This is a genomic window from Chryseobacterium piperi, from assembly GCF_002285635.2.
In the GTDB taxonomy this organism is placed as follows: domain Bacteria; phylum Bacteroidota; class Bacteroidia; order Flavobacteriales; family Weeksellaceae; genus Chryseobacterium; species Chryseobacterium piperi.
In genome coordinates this window covers 514,214-531,531 of record NZ_CP023049.2, presented here as the reverse complement: position 1 = coordinate 531,531, position 17,318 = coordinate 514,214, and the positions used below count along the sequence as shown (strand labels likewise).

At 36.8% G+C, this 17,318-nt stretch carries 12 protein-coding genes; 4 read left to right on the top strand and 8 right to left on the bottom strand.

From position 1 onward, the window contains the following. Nucleotides 1–448 precede the first annotated feature (448 nt). Together CJF12_RS02340 and CJF12_RS02335 are read right to left on the bottom strand one after the other, a co-directional pair. A complete protein-coding gene (locus CJF12_RS02340) occupies nt 449–1,252 on the bottom strand; it encodes an SDR family oxidoreductase (protein ID WP_034684075.1) in 804 nt (267 codons plus the stop codon). A gap of 13 nt (nt 1,253–1,265) precedes the next feature. Beyond that, the gene (locus CJF12_RS02335; protein ID WP_034684106.1) at nt 1,266–2,930 is read right to left on the bottom strand and encodes an FAD-binding dehydrogenase; all 1,665 of its coding nucleotides are present in this window, start codon (nt 2,928–2,930) and stop codon (nt 1,266–1,268) included. Between the two features lie 1,268 nt (nt 2,931–4,198). Between CJF12_RS02335 and CJF12_RS02330 the strand changes: the two genes are divergently transcribed. The 3 genes from CJF12_RS02330 (at nt 4,199) to CJF12_RS02320 (ending at nt 7,600) form a co-directional block, all read left to right on the top strand. After that, nucleotides 4,199–4,765: a cysteine hydrolase family protein gene (locus CJF12_RS02330; protein ID WP_034684072.1), complete on the top strand. Its 567-nt coding sequence runs from the start codon at nt 4,199–4,201 to the stop codon at nt 4,763–4,765. 226 nt (nt 4,766–4,991) lie between these two features. Continuing rightward, nucleotides 4,992–6,503, top strand: coding sequence for a sulfatase family protein (locus tag CJF12_RS02325; protein WP_034684068.1), 1,512 nt, complete (start codon nt 4,992–4,994; stop codon nt 6,501–6,503). 5 nt (nt 6,504–6,508) lie between these two features. Further along, nucleotides 6,509–7,600: a formylglycine-generating enzyme family protein gene (locus CJF12_RS02320; RefSeq protein WP_034684065.1), complete on the top strand. Its 1,092-nt coding sequence runs from the start codon at nt 6,509–6,511 to the stop codon at nt 7,598–7,600. Here the strand turns inward: CJF12_RS02320 and CJF12_RS02315 are convergent. The 3 genes from CJF12_RS02315 to CJF12_RS02305 form a co-directional block, all read right to left on the bottom strand. Beyond that, nucleotides 7,597–9,633: a sulfatase-like hydrolase/transferase gene (locus CJF12_RS02315; protein WP_034684063.1), complete on the bottom strand. Its 2,037-nt coding sequence runs from the start codon at nt 9,631–9,633 to the stop codon at nt 7,597–7,599. The genes CJF12_RS02320 and CJF12_RS02315 overlap by 4 nt on opposite strands. A 104-nt stretch (nt 9,634–9,737) precedes the next feature. Then, the gene (locus CJF12_RS02310) at nt 9,738–10,829 is read right to left on the bottom strand and encodes a lactonase family protein (RefSeq protein ID WP_034684061.1); all 1,092 of its coding nucleotides are present in this window, start codon (nt 10,827–10,829) and stop codon (nt 9,738–9,740) included. 376 nt (nt 10,830–11,205) lie between these two features. Beyond that, nucleotides 11,206–12,513 (bottom strand): M20 metallopeptidase family protein, encoded by a 1,308-nt coding sequence (locus CJF12_RS02305; RefSeq protein WP_034684058.1) that lies wholly within the window; start codon nt 12,511–12,513, stop codon nt 11,206–11,208. A 122-nt stretch (nt 12,514–12,635) separates the two neighbouring features. On the opposite strand from CJF12_RS02305, the gene CJF12_RS02300 reads away from it, so the two are divergent. Then, entirely contained in the window at nt 12,636–13,232 is a 597-nt protein-coding gene (locus tag CJF12_RS02300) for a hypothetical protein (protein ID WP_051887266.1), read from the top strand. A 74-nt stretch (nt 13,233–13,306) separates the two neighbouring features. Here the strand turns inward: CJF12_RS02300 and pgl are convergent, their stop codons facing one another. Genes pgl through gndA form a run of 3 tightly spaced genes read right to left on the bottom strand, consistent with a single transcriptional unit; the run spans nt 13,307 to nt 16,980 of the window. Further along, a complete protein-coding gene (gene pgl / locus CJF12_RS02295; RefSeq protein ID WP_034684057.1) occupies nt 13,307–14,017 on the bottom strand; it encodes a 6-phosphogluconolactonase in 711 nt (236 codons plus the stop codon). Nucleotides 14,018–14,029: 12 nt separating this feature from the next. Next, a complete protein-coding gene (gene zwf, locus CJF12_RS02290) occupies nt 14,030–15,550 on the bottom strand; it encodes a glucose-6-phosphate dehydrogenase (protein ID WP_034684056.1) in 1,521 nt (506 codons plus the stop codon). Nucleotides 15,551–15,561: 11 nt separating this feature from the next. Then, nucleotides 15,562–16,980, bottom strand: coding sequence for an NADP-dependent phosphogluconate dehydrogenase (gene gndA, locus CJF12_RS02285; RefSeq protein ID WP_034684052.1), 1,419 nt, complete (start codon nt 16,978–16,980; stop codon nt 15,562–15,564). Nucleotides 16,981–17,318 lie beyond the last annotated feature (338 nt).

Sequence of the window (17,318 nt, the reverse complement as noted above, 5' to 3'; positions counted from 1 at the left end):
GGTTGATAGAAGTAAATATATACTGCCTCTTACAAAAAAGATCACTACTGATTATAAAAATTATAAAATAATTAGTCAAAATCTTTATATCTTTATAATCTAATAACCTGTGTTATTACAATCACAACAGTTTATTAACCTCTCGTTTAATACGGGAGGTTTTTATTCCACTAAAAAAACTTAGTTAGTTTCACAACCTGAAAAGTTGGAACCTCTCAAACTGAGAGGTTTTTTACCAATATACTTCAATCCCTTGTATGGTTTAAGTTTAACAAAACTCAAAAACAACTGAAGTTAGTTAATCGCAAAGGCACGAAGGAATTTAAAACAATGCGCTTTTAAGATGCAAAAGCGTTTCACTCAAAAAATGAAAGAAGTCATCTTCCCAGAACCCTTAGCAATACACAGGAATCAGCACCTCCCAATACAGAAATAGCTGATCTGAGTTTTAAACCACTTTTGCCTTACGGGTAATCTTAGCCAGCCATGAAGGGAAAAATCGCTTGAGATATACCCCCAGAACTTCACGTCCTCCTATAGCAACCTGATATTTCTTTTTTTCAATAGCCCTGAGCATTTTTTCTGCAAAAATACCGACAGGCATTCCTTTGTTTGTAGCATCATCCATTGTTCCCTGTAATGAGCCATCTCCTGTAACCGCATTGATTGAAATATTGGTTTGTATAAACCCGGGACAAATGATGGTTATCAAAATGTTCTCCTTATAGAGTTCTACCCGAAGAGAATCAAAAAATCCGTGCAATGCGTGTTTGGCTCCGGCATATCCACTTCGCATCGGTCCTCCGAATATTCCCATAAGACTGGAAACCACAACAATCTGCCCACCTCCATTTCTGATCATGTAAGGAATTACGGCTTTAGTAAGAGCAACTGTCCCTATATAATCCACATCCATTAAATGCTTATCTACTTCGATATCCGTGTCCATAGCCAGAGACCTCTGAGACAAGCCCGCATTATTGATCAGAATATCAATATGCCCAAACTTCTCCATTGCCTTTGCTGTGACTTCCGGCATCCTCTTATAATCCGAAAGATCTAAAGGCAGTACAGCATAACGATCCTTACCAAGACCTGCTTTTTGGGCAATCTCCTCAAGCTTTCCTTCGTTTCTTGATGAAAGGATAATCGTAGCAGTAGTTTTCGCTGCCAGCTCCATAACCAATGCCTCTCCTATCCCGGATGATGCTCCTGTGATCCACACTGTTTTATCATTAAAATACTTACTCATGTTTTCCTTATATTTATCTTTCTAACCCTCCAATGTACTTTCCGGCTTTCATTCCGGAAAATATACAACCACCAAGGAAAGTGCCTTCCAGAGCACGATAACCATGCATACCTCCACCCCCAAAACCTGCAATTTCTCCAGCTGCATATAATCCTTCAAGTATAGATCCGTCTTCTTTTAAAACCTGCCCATTCAAATTGGTTTTTATTCCACCCAATGTTTTACGTGTCAGAATATTAAGCTTCACAGCTATCAATGGTCCGTTTTTAGGGTCCAGTATTTTATGTGGAGATGCCACACGTCCAAGTTGATCACCTATATATTTTCTGGTACTTCGAATATAGTTGATCTGAGTATCTTTCGAAAACGAATTATCCAGTTCACGGTCTCTGGCTTCGATCTGAGATTTTATCGTATCATAATCCAAAAGATGATCTCCTGATAGTACATTCATTTTCTGAACCAGATCTTTGAGGTTATCAGACACAATAAAATCTTCCCCATGCTCCTTGAATGCTTCTACCGGTCCAGGTGCTTTTTTACCAAAAATTCTTTTCAGAAAAAGCACATAATCTTTATTTGTAATATCCGGATTTTGCTCAGATCCGGAAAGTGCAAATTCTTTTTTGATAATTTTCTGTGTCAGGATAAACCAGGAATACGAAAAGCCCGTATCCTGAATATATTTCAGCGTACCCAATGTATCAAAGCCTGGAAGAAAAGGAGCCGGAAGCCGATTTCCTTTAGCATCAAACCAAAGTGAAGACGGACCGGGTAATATTCTTATTCCATGATCCGGCCAGATAGGGTTCCAATTCTGCAAACCTTCCGTATAATGCCACATCCTGTCTCTGTTGATGATGTGAGCTCCTGCCTGCTCGGCAATTCCGACCATTTTCCCATCTACATATGCAGGTACTCCACACACCATACTTTCTGGTGCTTTCCCTAGCCTTTCCGGCCAGTTTTTACGGACCAGCTCATGATTAGCGCCAATCCCTCCGGAAGCAATGACAATATGGTCTGCTTGATATCCGAACTGCGAAATAACATTTCTGTTGGTTGCTTCCCCCCTTTCTTTATGATCATTTTCGAGAATATCTCCTTCGATTCCTGTAATCCTTCCATTATTTGTTGTCAAACGGGTTACCCGATGTCTGAATTTCATCTGAAGAAGTCCTTTTTGCATAGCTTCATAGGCTTTTTCTACAAATGGTTTTATTACGCCTGTTCCGGTTCCCCAACTTACATGCAAGCGAGGAACTGAATTTCCATGACCATCAGCAGACCCATCACCCCGCTCTGCCCAACCTACCATAAACATCAGCTTGATTCCCATTTTAGAAATATATTCATACTTTTCTTCTGCCGCGAATTTAAGATAAGCCTCTGCCCATTGTTTAGGCCAGTAATCCTCTTCCCTATCAAAACCTGCCGTACCCATCCAATCCTGTCTTGCCAGTTCATAAGAATCTTTAATTCCCAGTCTTCGCTGTTGAGGTGAGTTGATTAGAAATAGCCCTCCAAATGACCAGAACGCTTGTCCTCCGATATTTTGCTCGGTCTCCTGATCTAAAAGCAATACTTTTTTCCCGGCATTGGTAATTTCCATGGCTGCTGTAAGACCTGCCAATCCGGATCCTATTATAATCGCATCAGGTTGAAACTCGTTGTTCATTGTATTTTTTATCAGTCTTAATTTATTTAAACTAATATAGCAGATTTTAGGATTATACTCACCTGATTCATCTTTATTATTTATCAATTTTCTTTTATTTTCAATATGTATTAAATATCATTTAATAAACGATAATCATCTCACCATTATTTGTAAAAAAATAATTTTTATTTTGTGTGAAAACGCCCTGTACAAAGGGAAATATCACCTTGGGAGGAAAAAGTATTTATATTAAAGTTCAAGGATTACTCAACTTTAAAGTTTTTTTATTACATTTGAGAATCTTGTGATTTATAATCGCATTTGTGTTTTTTTAGGCCTTCTTCGGAAGGCTTTTTTTGTAATTAATTCTAGTAAATCTCAAATTGATAGAATAAAATTAGATCAAAAGTTCAAAGCATTCTTTTTTATCAATAAAAACCATCAATTTATTAAATAGCCATTTTCCAATAAAAGGATGAATAAAGCGTCTAAAAATGGTCACATAATTTCTCTACGAGGAGAAAAATGATACTTTAGGTGCACATTATGGTAAAAGATGAAGGATTATAATACTGAAAAAGAATCGAAATATTTATTCAACCAATAAAAATATCCAACTGCAATATTGTTCATTTCAAAGGACAAGATTGCAGTACTTATACACATTTTTATTTTTATCTAAACCTGTACAAAATATTATTGTATTTACTCCGTTTATCATACACAAAGACTCATGTTTAATTTGAGTTTTCATGGTTATTAGTTTTGTCCTCAACCTCGGTTGAGGATTTTTCATTTACAGCTCTCTCCAAAACCAATATGCTGAGCGTTTTTCGGTTTTGACTTCTGATTATTTTGCAACAAATCTAATCTACCTGATCTGCTTAATCGGCGAGATTTATTGCTCTCTGGAAGGTTTGGCTATCGAGCAGATCATTATATATAAAGCTCAACAGATTTCATCCAGATTTTAATAGGTAGCACTATACCAACCTGATCATTATGCTTGTCATTCTAAAATTCAGGAAGGTCATAAAAATATATTTCTGTCTTCATTCGAGGTTATATATTTTTTATTACATTTGAGTATCTTGTGATTTATAATCGCATTTGTGTTTTTTTCAAGGTCTTCTTCGGAAGGCCTTTTTACGTCACTATAATCAATTAAAAAATAAAAAACTTCACTTCTATTGAATCAGTGTTTTTTATTCTTAATTCATCAGAATTAAGGAATCATTTTATGTATATTTGATAGTTGATTAAACATTCTTAAAAATCATATATTAATGAAATTGAGAGATAAAAAACCGGCTCTGATCCTTATCGATGTTCAAAAAGGATTTCTTGAAGAAAATTATTGGGGAGGCAATCGTAACAACAAAAATGCTGAACAAATTTGTAGAAACATATTAGAAAAATGGAGAGCGTTAGGTTTACCTATTTTCCATATAAGACACAGTTCCGACAATCCCAATTCAAAGCTTCATGAATCTAATCCGGGATTTGAATTTAATGAAAATGTTCTACCATTAAACCATGAGGTCATCATCACAAAAAACGTAAATAGCGCTTTTATTGGAACCGATTTAAAAGATCGAATTGATAATCAAAACATTAACACCCTTGTCATTGTAGGAATTACTACCAATCACTGTGTTTCAACCACAACAAGAATGTCCGGAAATTATGGATATGAAACGTATGTGATTTCTGATGCAACGGCAGCTTTTGACAGAATTGGAATCAATGGAGAAAAATACGATGCAGAAATAATACATTATACTACACTGGCCAATCTCAATGATGAATTTGCAACTATTTGGAATTCTGAAAAATTACTGAAGGAATTGTAAATAAAAAAATTGTTTCTTTTAGCTTTCTATTTCAGTGATTGCATAATACTTTTTGAATAGTCCACAGACAGCATTCACCCCATTTTTAGAGGGATACACTGTATTCACGATTATTATTCCTTTTTTCTTATATTAGTTAATGTGAATTCAGGTTAATTATAATTAAAACTTTTATTAATTCACAGTAAGGAATAAAAGCACTCTATCCAAAAAACACAAAGTTGAAATGAAAAAGTTTTATTGCCTTCTCTTCCTATTTTTATTGCCAGTATTCTGGTACGCACAGGAAAAACCTAATGTTATTTACATTTATGCTGACGACATCGGATATGGTGACGTTAGTTCTTATGGAGCTACCAAAATAAAAACACCTAATATTGATGCACTGGCAAAGCAGGGTATCCGCTTTACTAATGGACATTCCACATCGGCAACCTGTACTCCTTCCCGCTATGCATTAATGACCGGACGTTATCCATGGCGACAAAAAGGTACCTCAATTTTAGCAGGCGATGCCGCATTAATAATTCCTGTGGATAAAATAACTCTTCCAAAAGTTTTTAAACAGGCTGGCTACAGTACGGGTATTGTCGGAAAATGGCATCTTGGATTAGGAAACACAGTAGAAAAAAACTGGAATTCCCCAATAAAGCCCGGTCCTAATGAAACAGGTTTTGATTACTCATTTATCTTTCCTGCTACGGCTGATCGTGTTCCCACTATTTTTATGGAAAATCAACTCGTTGTCGGATTAGATGATATAGATCCCATTGCTGTAGACTACTTAAAAAAAATTGGTAACGAACCTACCGGAAAAGAACACCCTGAATTATTAAAAATGAAATCCACGCCCAATCATGGACACGATCAAACGATCGTAAATGGGATTGGTCGTATCGGTTATATGACCGGTGGAAAAAAAGCAAGATGGGTAGACGAAGAGATTTCTTTTACTTTTCTAGAAAAGGCAAAAAGATTTATTGAGGATCATAAAAAAGAACCCTTCTTTCTTTATTTCGGCGCTACAGAACCTCATGTTCCCCGTATGCCTGCCACTCAATTCAAAGGAAAAAGTGGTCTCGGATACCGTGGAGATGCCATTTTGCAATTGGACTGGCTCGTAGGTGAAATTATGCAAAAAGTGAAAGTTTCAGGAATTGAGAATAATACGATTATTATCTTCACCAGCGATAATGGCCCTGTCCTCGATGACGGCTATGAAGACGGTGCTGTTACCGAGCTGAATGGACATACCCCTTCCGGAAACCTGCGTGGTGGTAAATACAGTACCTTAGAAGCCGGGACAAGAGTTCCTTTTATCATCAGCTGGAAAGGAAAGACCTCTCCACGTATTTCAGGAGCATTAGTTAGCCAGATGGATTTACTCGCATCGTTTGCTTCAATGTTTCATATCGCTATTCCTCCCAACGAAGCTATTGACAGTGAGAATCATTTAAATACATTATTAGGGAAAACCGATAAAGGCAGGGACAGTTATGTAGAACAAGGCAGTACATTAGCTATAGTTTTAGGGGATTGGAAAATGATACCTCCTAATAAAGGTCCTGCTAATACAGGGTCCTCCCTCACCAATATCGAAACAGGAAACTTATTGCAGCCTCAATTATTTTATTTAAAAGATGATATAAGCGAAAACAATAATCTTGCAGAAAAATACCCTGAAAAAGTAAAACAAATGGAAGTCTTATTGAATACAATAAAAGAAAAATCTAATTGATAGAGATGAGTCCATTCAAAAAATGCAATGCTATTCTATTCGCTCTACTTTTAATAGCTTGTACTAAAACGACAGAGAAAAAATCACATTGTGCAAATACTCCTCAGCGCTTTACAGAATCACAGGCTACTAATCAAATTAAAATAAGTGAAAATTCAACGACCTCCGGCATGAAATATATCCCGGGGGGAACATTCTCTATGGGAGGAGACAACGATCAGGCATCTGATGATGAATATCCAAAGCATAAGGTCACTCTAGATCCTTTTTGGATTGATGAAGCTGAAGTTACCAATGCAGAATTTAAAAAGTTTGTAACAGCTACAGGCTATATAACTACAGCGGAAAAAAAGCCGGACTGGGAAGAACTAAAACAATCCTTACCTCCTGGAACCCCAAAACCTCCAGATAGTGTTATGGTAGCCTCATCGTTGGTATTCAAACCTACTACAGGTGCTGTAGAGCTCAATGATTATAGCCAGTGGTGGACCTGGGTAAAAGGAGCTGACTGGAAGCACCCGCAAGGACCTCACAGTAATATTGAGGGTAAAGAAAACTATCCAGTTGTACATGTGAGTTGGTATGATGCTAAAGCATATTGTCAATGGGCAGGAAAAAGACTTCCGACAGAGGCTGAATGGGAATTTGCCGCACGGGGAGGTTTAAAAGACAATATCTACCCTTGGGGAAATGAACCTATCAATATGGGAAAATCTAAAGCCAATAGCTGGGAAGGAAAGTTTCCTTATTATAACGAAAAAAAAGACGGATTTCTAACCTCAGCACCTGTAAAATCTTATCCAGCCAATGGGTATGGCTTATATGATATGGCGGGAAATGTATGGGAGTGGAACAGTGATTGGTATGATGCAGCTTATTACAAATCCTCTTCTACAGAAAATCCACAAGGTCCTCAAAAGAGCTATGACCCTGATGATCCCCATACGGCCAAACGGGTTTTACGTGGCGGTAGTTTTCTGTGTAATGACAGCTATTGCAGTGGTTATCGTGCTGCCAGACGTATGAAAAACACACCGGATACCAGTCTGGAACACACGGGATTTCGCTGCGTACAAGATATTGAAAAACCTTTTTAGTAAAAATCTTTTGGAGTAAAAGCCTTTCTCTCAAAATGCTCACTGCGCCACTCAAAAACAAGAGGCTTATCGCCTTTGTGATTAAGAGGTTTTCTATAGGTAAGTGTGAAAGGATGTAACCCTGCTTCCAGACGAATACTTCCACTTTTATCAGTCCCTGAAACATAATGATAATCTGCATCAATCAATGCTGCATCATGTATCCTTAAAAAGGCCTTTCCCGGAGCATTAATATAAAATGTATAGACTCCATTTTTCAGTATGTTGATATAGCCTTTTATAGAAACTACGTTCCCTTTACCTATATTTTCAGTTACAATAGGAATCTTTAGTTTCCCGTTATCTACAGATTTAAGATTATTTGTATTCGGAAGCCAAGGATAGCCACCTTTATAACTACTCCATTGTACACCTTTGACTGAAGGCTGATCATTAATACCCGGTACATAAGCATCATCATACGGGCGAATCGATGTTGAATCCGGACGACGCATCTGCAAAGCTCTGGCCTTCATTTGTCGTTGCATCCCAGGTAGAGTGGCTGCAAGATCATATTTTTGTTTGGGATCATTGACGACATCGTAGATTTCAAAATTATCCTGAGCATTCTTTATATCATAACGTACACCACTATAGTTTCCTATACGGACCAATTGCATTTCGCGTCGTAATCTCTTTCTCCTTTTGGCTTCAAAATCGGGATAGTCCGGTGTATACCCTTCTTCAAAATACTCAGCATACACCATAGGTTTTATTACCTGTTTAGTCTTTCCGGTAAGCGTGGGTGAAATCGATATTCCATCTACTCGTAGAGGTGCGGGTAAACCGGCAACATCCAAAAATGTAGGAAGCCAATCGGAAAGCATATTAGGCAAATTGATTTGCTGTCCCGGTTTCACGGTACCTTTCCATTGTACCAATACCGGCATACGTTCCCCTCCTTCCCACAAATCTCTTTTGATCCCATCAAAAGGACCATAACCTTCAAAAAATTCAGGGGTATAACGTTCTTTTAGATAAGATTCCAGAGGGGGACCATTGTCCGAAGAGAACACCACTAATGTTTCATCATCAATAGCCAGATCTTCTAACAATTGAAGTATATCTCCTATTTGAGCATCCAAACGTTGTACTATTGTAGCATATCTTTTATTTACATCTGTCCATGGTTGTTCACTCCCATCCTTATCTCTGTAAGTCGCTCCTATAAATTCCGGAGCATACCATGAATCAATCTCTCCGGAAGCAGTATTGATCATTCGTCCTTTTTGACCTACCCATTGTAGACCTCCATGCAAACCGTTGCCCTTTGGGTAGGCTTGTGTGGGTACCTCAAGAATAGCATGAGGCGTATCATAGGCTAAATACATAAAAAACGGTTGCTTTTTTTGAGCCTGACTTTGCTCGATTATCCATTTTTTTGCCCGAGCTGTCCACAAATCCCCTGTATAACATCTGTCCAGATCTTCTGTTATATTGGTATAACCGTCATACACTTCTTTTCTTCCCCTATATTTTCCTTCTTTCGGATAATGTTCATGTCCATCAGCATGACGTATATATCCAAAATAATCGTCGAATCCCCTTTTGAGCGGATGAGAAGGCCATGAATCATCTAGTCCCTGTAATCCCCATTTTCCAATCGCAACTGTAGTATAGCCTGCTTTTTGCAAAGTATTAGCCATCGTATAATTATCTTCCAGTGCCTTATCAAACTGATTATTTCTTACTTCAGCATGGCCTTGTGTACGACCCGTTAGTAATGAAGCTCTCGATGGTGCACATACCGGAGCATTAGAATAAGATTGGTTAAGCACAGCACCTTGGGCTGCCATTTTATCTAAAGAAGGTGTCACTAAATAAGGTTTCCCTTCTTTTTTTCTTTTATTCTGATTCAAAATACCGACATCACCATATCCCAGATCATCTACCAGAATAAAAATAATATTCGGAGGCCGTTGAACTTTCTGCCCTTGTGCTTCTAACAGACAAGGGAATATCAACAACAAAAGGCGGAGGAATAGCTTGTTCACACTTGATTGTATTTAAGATACATCTCACAAAATATAAAAAGCAAATCAATTGGCCAAGTGTTTAAAGATAAAATTAAGTATCATCTGTTCCTTCTATTTCAAGGCTAATATTTCTTAATTTTTACACTAGAGACTCCTTCTATTTTCACCTTTCTTCCCACTCTTTTCAATAATCCCGTATTCGGATCACGTTTAAAAACAAAAGCATCTCCACTAAAGGCATTGGCAACGATCAGAAACTTTCCTGTTTCATCCATATCAAATACTCTCAGCTGTTTTCCAAAAGTTTTTTGGTAGCCTACATTTTTCAACCTTCCGTCTTTAAGAATAGAGAAAATGGCTATATTATTTTCTTTTCCTCGATTAGATGCATACAAAAAATGACCATCCGGTGAAATGTGGACGTCAGAACTTTCAAAACCTTTCTTGTACCGGTCAGTATGGGTATTAATTCTCTGAATGCTTTCTAATTTTCCATTTTCATAGGTATAGGCACTCACAGTTCCGGATAATTCTTCAATACAATACGCAAAGTGGCCATTAGGATGAAAAGTAAAATGTCTGGGACCACTTCCTAAAACAGATTGATAAGGTTGTTCAGTAATTTCCAAAGGCTCTTTTTCCCCATTGTTGAATTGATAGGCTCTTATTTTGTCTGCTCCAAGATCAGGCAAAAAGACATAGTTAAAATCGGGTGAAAATACGGTTGAATGAATATGCGAACGATCCTGTCTGGCTTTATTGATACTTCCTTCTGAAAATTGAAAGTTTTGGACAGCCGGTTGTATGGCACCATCTTCAGACAATGGATACACCGAAACACTTCCTTCCGTATAGTTTCCGTTAATCAGCCATTTCCCATTTTGATGAACCGTGACGTAAACCGGATTTTCCCCACCACTCTTTTGTGTATTTATAAAAGTCAGTTTTTCATTTTTGAACTCGAAGCTACTGACACTTCCGGCATTGGGGGTTTTACTTTCGGTACAAGCAAAAAGATATTTCCCGTTGGGAGATAGGGTCAGAAATGAAGGATTAACAACCCCTTTAACAGATGTTATTTTAGATAGTTTTCCCGAGAGCGTATCCAACTTATAAACATAAATTCCTTCGGTTGATTTATCCCAGTTAAAGGAACCAAAAAAGACATAAGTATTCTGGGAATATAATTGAGTACAGGTTAATAGAATAACCATTAAACTTAATGTTTTTTTCAATTGGTTTTAAGGTTTTAGGGAAAGGTTTTAAGTATTTATATTGATAACACACAAATTTACACTTTGTCTTCATACATTGAAAAAAATATAATATTATTTTTTACGCTCAATCCTATATAGATAAACAAAATGGCTTCACAAAAAGGAGCCCCTCAAAAAGCGAAGGACTCCAGGGGCTGTATAATATTAAAAGTGTTTCAGGTAAAAGCTTCCCAACAAAGGGAAGCTTTAAGATAGTAAGTAATGAATTATTATTAGGTTGTCATGTCAAATATAAAAACAGTTTTTATTTTGATTTATGATCGTAATCATAAATGTATTTTTTATGATTTTCATTTCCTTTTTATCAATAAAATCAATGGTTATTGAGTTGTTCCAGAATTAACGAAGAAAAATATTTAACTCCTGTTCTGATGCTTTCCTCATCTGCCCGAAAATTAGGTGTATGATTCATCGCGTTCATTCCTTTTTCGATATTGGATCCACCAAGAAAAAAGTAAACACCAGGTATCTTTTGCTGAAAATAGGCAAAGTCATCATTGAAATAGGGAACCTGCCCGTAATCAGGAGTAATAACATTTTTTCCATATACACTCTCAAGTGCTTTTATGGCACTATTTGTTAGCTTTTCATCGTTGATAACGGTTGGATTTTCTTGTGAAAATGAAACGGAAAGCAACTGATCTTTGTATCCACTGTTTTCCACCTCTTTCTTCACTTTAGGAATAATATCTTTTACCCTGGATGAATCAGTCTCATACAAATAGGCCTCCAAATAAAACTGATTATTTTTAGAATAAGCATTAAATTCCTCATCCATAATGAGGTAATCTTTAAACATCGTATTAGGATTGGTCAGTCCCATTTCAGGATTACTCATTTGCTGTATTTCCCAAGGTTTACTACCTTTAGCTGTACGAACTAAAGAATTCCGGATTTTCTTTGTTAAGTCTTTGATATCCTCTTTTGATAATTCATTTTTTAACTGGATTCTTATTCTTTTCTGATAAGCAAACATTTCGTTGGGTCTTACCATAATTTGACCGACTGGCAAAGCGCTTACATGGAGTCCATATATTTGATCAGGGTGAATCCTGGAAAGCAGTCCGTTATTAATCATTTCTTTTGCTCCGACAAAGGTTTCTTCTTCCGGCTGGAATATGAAATAAACTGTTCCCTTTAACAGGTCTTTATTTTTGGCTAAAACCTCAGCGATTCCCAAGCCTATGGCCATATGGAGATCATGACCACAACCATGCCCTATTCCTTTGGTCTTCGAGAGAAAGGCTGTTTCGCCGGGGAAATCATTAGGTAGAGCGTCCATATCCGATCGCCATGCTATCTTTTTTCCTTTTTTATCTCCTTTTAAAATACCGATAACGCCATAGCCATCAATGTCCGTCTGAACCTCAAGGCCTAAATCAAGTAAATATTGCTTAAGTAGTCCCTGCGTATGTTCTTCATGACCTGCCAGTTCAGGGTTCTCATGCAAATTTCTTCTGACCTTTACCAGTTTATTAAAGATACGATCTGCCTCAAGCTCAGTAGCAGTATATACTGAGTGTTTTCTTACCTTTTTGGGAATATGATCTTTGTTTTTTACACCTTGTGCAGAAACAACAGAAATAGCCAACCCTATTATAACTGATACAATTTTTTTCATGGTTTATAATGCTTAGTTAAATTTTCACGCTACAACCCAGCGCACGACAAATCTAAGCTTAATTGTAGTCAAACCATATTAAATTTAGGTTTTTGGCAGTTGCTTTTTTATTATATTTAAATATGAAAATTGATTTAGAAGAACTCAGACAATCAAGTCTTACTATAGAACTGGAAAAGAAAAATAATTACCTCCTGTCTTACCCCCATTTTATTAATTATTTTAAATTAAAAGATCGGCTTAGCGACAAAGACCTGATCTGTGGAGCTTTTATGATCTACGGCTGGATGCCAACTATCTTAAAAAATGTCGATTGTACAAAGATTGATGAGATCCTTAATTTATTTAATAAAGCCAAAACAAGCGATACTCTGTTAACTGAAATTGAGATTAAGTGCTTAACTTCTTTTACAAATAATTCATTAGTAGGCGCCTCTAAACTTCTACATTTTATCAATCCTTCGGTTTATCCTATCTGGGACCGAAAAGTTTGCAGATATTTTTTTCCCAACAATAATCATAACCAGGTAAACAAAATCTCAAATTATCTGAAATATATAGAAACAATCCAAAATATAATAGCTACCGAATCATGTTTTCATTTTGACCATATCAGAAACCAAATGAACTATGAAATTACAGATATACGGCTTATTGAAATGCTCCTCTTTCTAACAGTTAAAAAAAAGGACATCATAACAGATTCTTCAATCAAATAAAACAGTACCATTAGAAATATAATGGTACTGTTTATTTATCTGGAAATTACTCTCAATACTAATTTAATCGAAGTCTATCCCCGTGCTTTTTCATCAGTAAAAAACTGAACTCCTTCTTTTTTATCAATAAGCTGTAATGGATATAATTTAGGGTTATATTCTCCATTAAGCACCTCATTTAATGCATGTTTTTTTCCTTCACCGAAGGCAACAATTAGTATATTTTCAGCTTTATTAATTAATGGTGCCGTCAACGTGATTCTGAACATTTCCTGGGGTTTCAGATAATAGGCAGAAACCCATTTTTCTTTTTCATCCAATACACTTTCACCCGGAAATAAAGAAGCCGTGTGACCGTCATCTCCCATTCCTAAAAGGATAAAATCAAAAACACCCGCATCTCCAAGTACTTTATTGATCTCTTGTTCATATTCTGCAGCATAATTCTCAGGCGTTACTCCATCCTTATACATAGGAAAGATGTGATCCTTATTGACAGGAACTTTATCGAGAAGCGTCTCGAATGTCATTCGTGCATTACTTTTATCATCATCCAAAGGGACCCATCGTTCGTCTACCCAGAAAAAGTACACTTTGTTCCATTCGATTTTATCGGCATATTCATTAGTGGCCAGCAATTCAAAAATGGCTTTAGGGGAAGATCCCCCACTTAAAGCTACGACAAAACGCTCTCTTTTCTCAATTGCTTTTTTTGAAAGGTCAACAAATGTATCGGCTGCTTTTTTATACAGTTTCTCTAAATTATCAAATACCGTAATATTCATTTTTTCTTTTATTTAAATTTGTACGGGTTTACAATCTTCTATGGTTTTATCTGTCGACCAGCTATGTCCTTGTCTTTCAACCAGTGCAAAACTACCCTCCGGTCCCCAGCTTCCAGCTTTATAGTTTGGAAAAGATGAATCTTTATTAGTTTCCCAGGCTTCCTGTATCGTTTTTACAACATCCCAGGCTTCTTCTACCTGGTCGGAACGCATAAATAAAGTAAGATCTCCTAAAAGGGCATCTAGCAACAAAGTTTCATAGGCTTCGGGAGTATCTTCATGACAGGCAAAGAAATCAAAAATCATCTCTACCGGTTCCAGAACTAATGAAAGCCCTGGTCTTTTTGCCATAAACTGTAGTCTGATATCCATCAATGGCTGAATATTAATTACAAGCCTGTTTGCTGATAAAAGATGTGGGCTGTCCGAAAAAGTTGAGTGTGGAAGCGGTTTAAACTGAATGGTAATGTAAGAATGTTTTTCTTCCATTTTTTTTCCGGTACGTACGTAAAAAGGTACATCCTGCCACCTTTCATTATCCAAGTAGAATTTTACTGCTGCAAATGTTTCTGTATTAGAATCCTCAGCAATTCCATCTTCCTGGCGATAACCTTTGGCTTCAACTCCATTCACTACCCCTTTCCCATACTGACCTCTTACCGCATAGTGATCCACCTGGTCTGCTGAAATTCTGCGAATAGCCTTTAGGACATCAACTTTACGATCCCTAATCTGACCCGATTCCAATGAAGCCGGTGGTTCCATAGCGATCATACAGAGAATCTGTAATAAGTGGTTCTGAACCATATCTCTTAATGCTCCGGTCTGCTCGTAGAAAGCTCCTCTGGTTTCAACCCCAACTTCTTCAGCAACCGTAATTTGTACCGATTCTATATGCTTATTATCCCATAAAGGTTCGAAAATCGCATTTCCAAATCTAAATGCCAGTATATTTTGCACGGTTTCCTTTCCAAGATAATGATCGATACGATAGATCTGCTCTTCTTCAAATGTTTGTGACAGAAGTTGATTCAGCTCGATCGCAGATTGCAGATTATGACCAAAAGGCTTTTCGATAATAATCCGGTCTTTTTTAGGATCAGTCGCTAATGACGTATTTTTGATATGGTTGGAAATGGTGGAAATGAAATTAGGACCAATCGATAAATAAAATAGCCTATTAGCTCTAAGCCCGTAAGCCTTATCAAAGTCTTCTAATTTCTGATGTAATTTTTCATAAGAACTTTCCTGATCCAGCTGATGCTGAAAGTATGTGATATGGGACTGAAAGCCTTCCCAGTCTTTAGCGGTTACTTTTTTTCTGGAGAAATTTTCCAGATTTTCTTTAATATAATTTTTAAAGTATTCATCACTGTTATCCGCCCTACCTAACGCAACGATATTAAAACTTTCGGGCATTCTGCCATCGATATATAGGTTGTAAAACGCTGGAAAAAGTTTTCTTTTTGCCAGGTCTCCTGTAGCACCAAAGATAATGATCGTAGTGGGCTTCAAAATTTTATTTTCATTCATCTTTATGAGTCTTAGTGATTTGTAGTTTGCCAAGAAGTATGAAAAACACCTTCTCTGTCAGTTCGCTGATACGTGTGTGCTCCAAAGTAATCACGCTGTGCCTGGATTAAATTGACCGGTAGAGATTCTGTTGTATATGCATCAAAATACCCTAAAGCAGTTTGAAGGCCTAAACCTGAAATACCATTCAAAGAAGCAAAAGCTGCAGTTTTTCGTAATGAAGAAATTTTTTCCTTAACAATTACAGCGATATCCTTATCCAGTAAAATATTAGACAAATTAGGATCTTTGGTGTAAGCTGTATAGAACTTCTCTAACAGAACCGAACGGATAATACATCCTCCTCTCCAAATTTTCACAACATCTTTTAACGGGATCTGAAAATTGTATTCTTCAGATGCTTTTACCAGTAAAGCCAAACCTTGCGCATAACTGATTAGTGTAGCGAGGAATAAGGCATCTCCAACTTCCCTGATAAACAAATCAATATTTTCCGGAGTGGTTATCTCTTTCTCAGGATATAACTGAGAAGCTTTAATTCTTTCGTCTTTATAGGCTGATAAAATTCTTGAAGTAACAGCAACATCAATAGTCGGAATAGAAACACCAATTTCCATAGCCTGCTCAGAAGTCCATTTACCGGTTCCCTTTGCTCCTGCTTTATCCAGAATCTGATCTACAAGATAACCTCCGGTTAACGGATCTTTCTGTTGAAAGATATCTCTGGTGATCTCAATCAGGAAAGAGTTCATTTCACCGCTATTCCACTCTTTGAAAACTTCATATAGCTGATCATTATTTAAATGAGCCCCTCTTTTTAGCAAATCATAAGCTTCACTGATCAGCTGCATAATAGCATATTCAATCCCGTTATGCACCATCTTTACATAATTTCCGGCAGAGCCTTTACCCATATAAGCTGTACAAGGTTCATTATCTACTTTCGCAGAAATAGCTTCAAGCATTGGCTTCAGAAGATGGAAGGCTTCTACATCTCCTCCCGGCATAATACTAGGTCCGGTTCTGGCTCCTTTTTCACCTCCTGAAACTCCCATTCCCATAAAGTGAAAACCTTTCGATGCCAGATCAGCAATACGTCTATTCGTATCTTGAAAATACGAGTTCCCAGCATCAATTACGATATCTCCCTTGCTTAAAAAAGGAGTGATGCTTTCTAGTACTGCATCTACAGGCTTCCCTGCCGGAACCATCAGAATAATTTTTCTGGGCGTTTCCAAAGCAGATACAAAATCTTCCATAGAACCGATCCCTTTTATTTTCATCTCTGAGGTACCCTCTTCCTCCAGCTCTTTTATTTTCTGTTCGTCAAGGTCAAATCCCGCGATCGAAAAACCATTATCGGCAATATTATAAAGAAGATTTCTCCCCATTACTCCAAGACCGACCATCCCGTAACTATATCTTTCCATTGTGTTTGTATTAATTTGAATTTGTTATACAAACAATAAATTTACGGAAATGCCTATGAGTAAAAAAATAAAAAGCCTGAAAATATTCTTTACCATTTTACATATCGCTCATTTATAAGCTGATAATAAATTAACTCTATGAAACCGACATCACCAGATATCTCAAAATAGGAGGATTACGTCTATCAGGAGGATTACGTTTAAACCTTTCACTCTTTAATTAATTTTAATATATTTATTTCACATCAAAATGAATAAAAGCTAAATTAATCAATATTCTATTTCCGCTAGTGATATAATACATAACAATTATTGGAAATAATCTATTAAAAAATGGC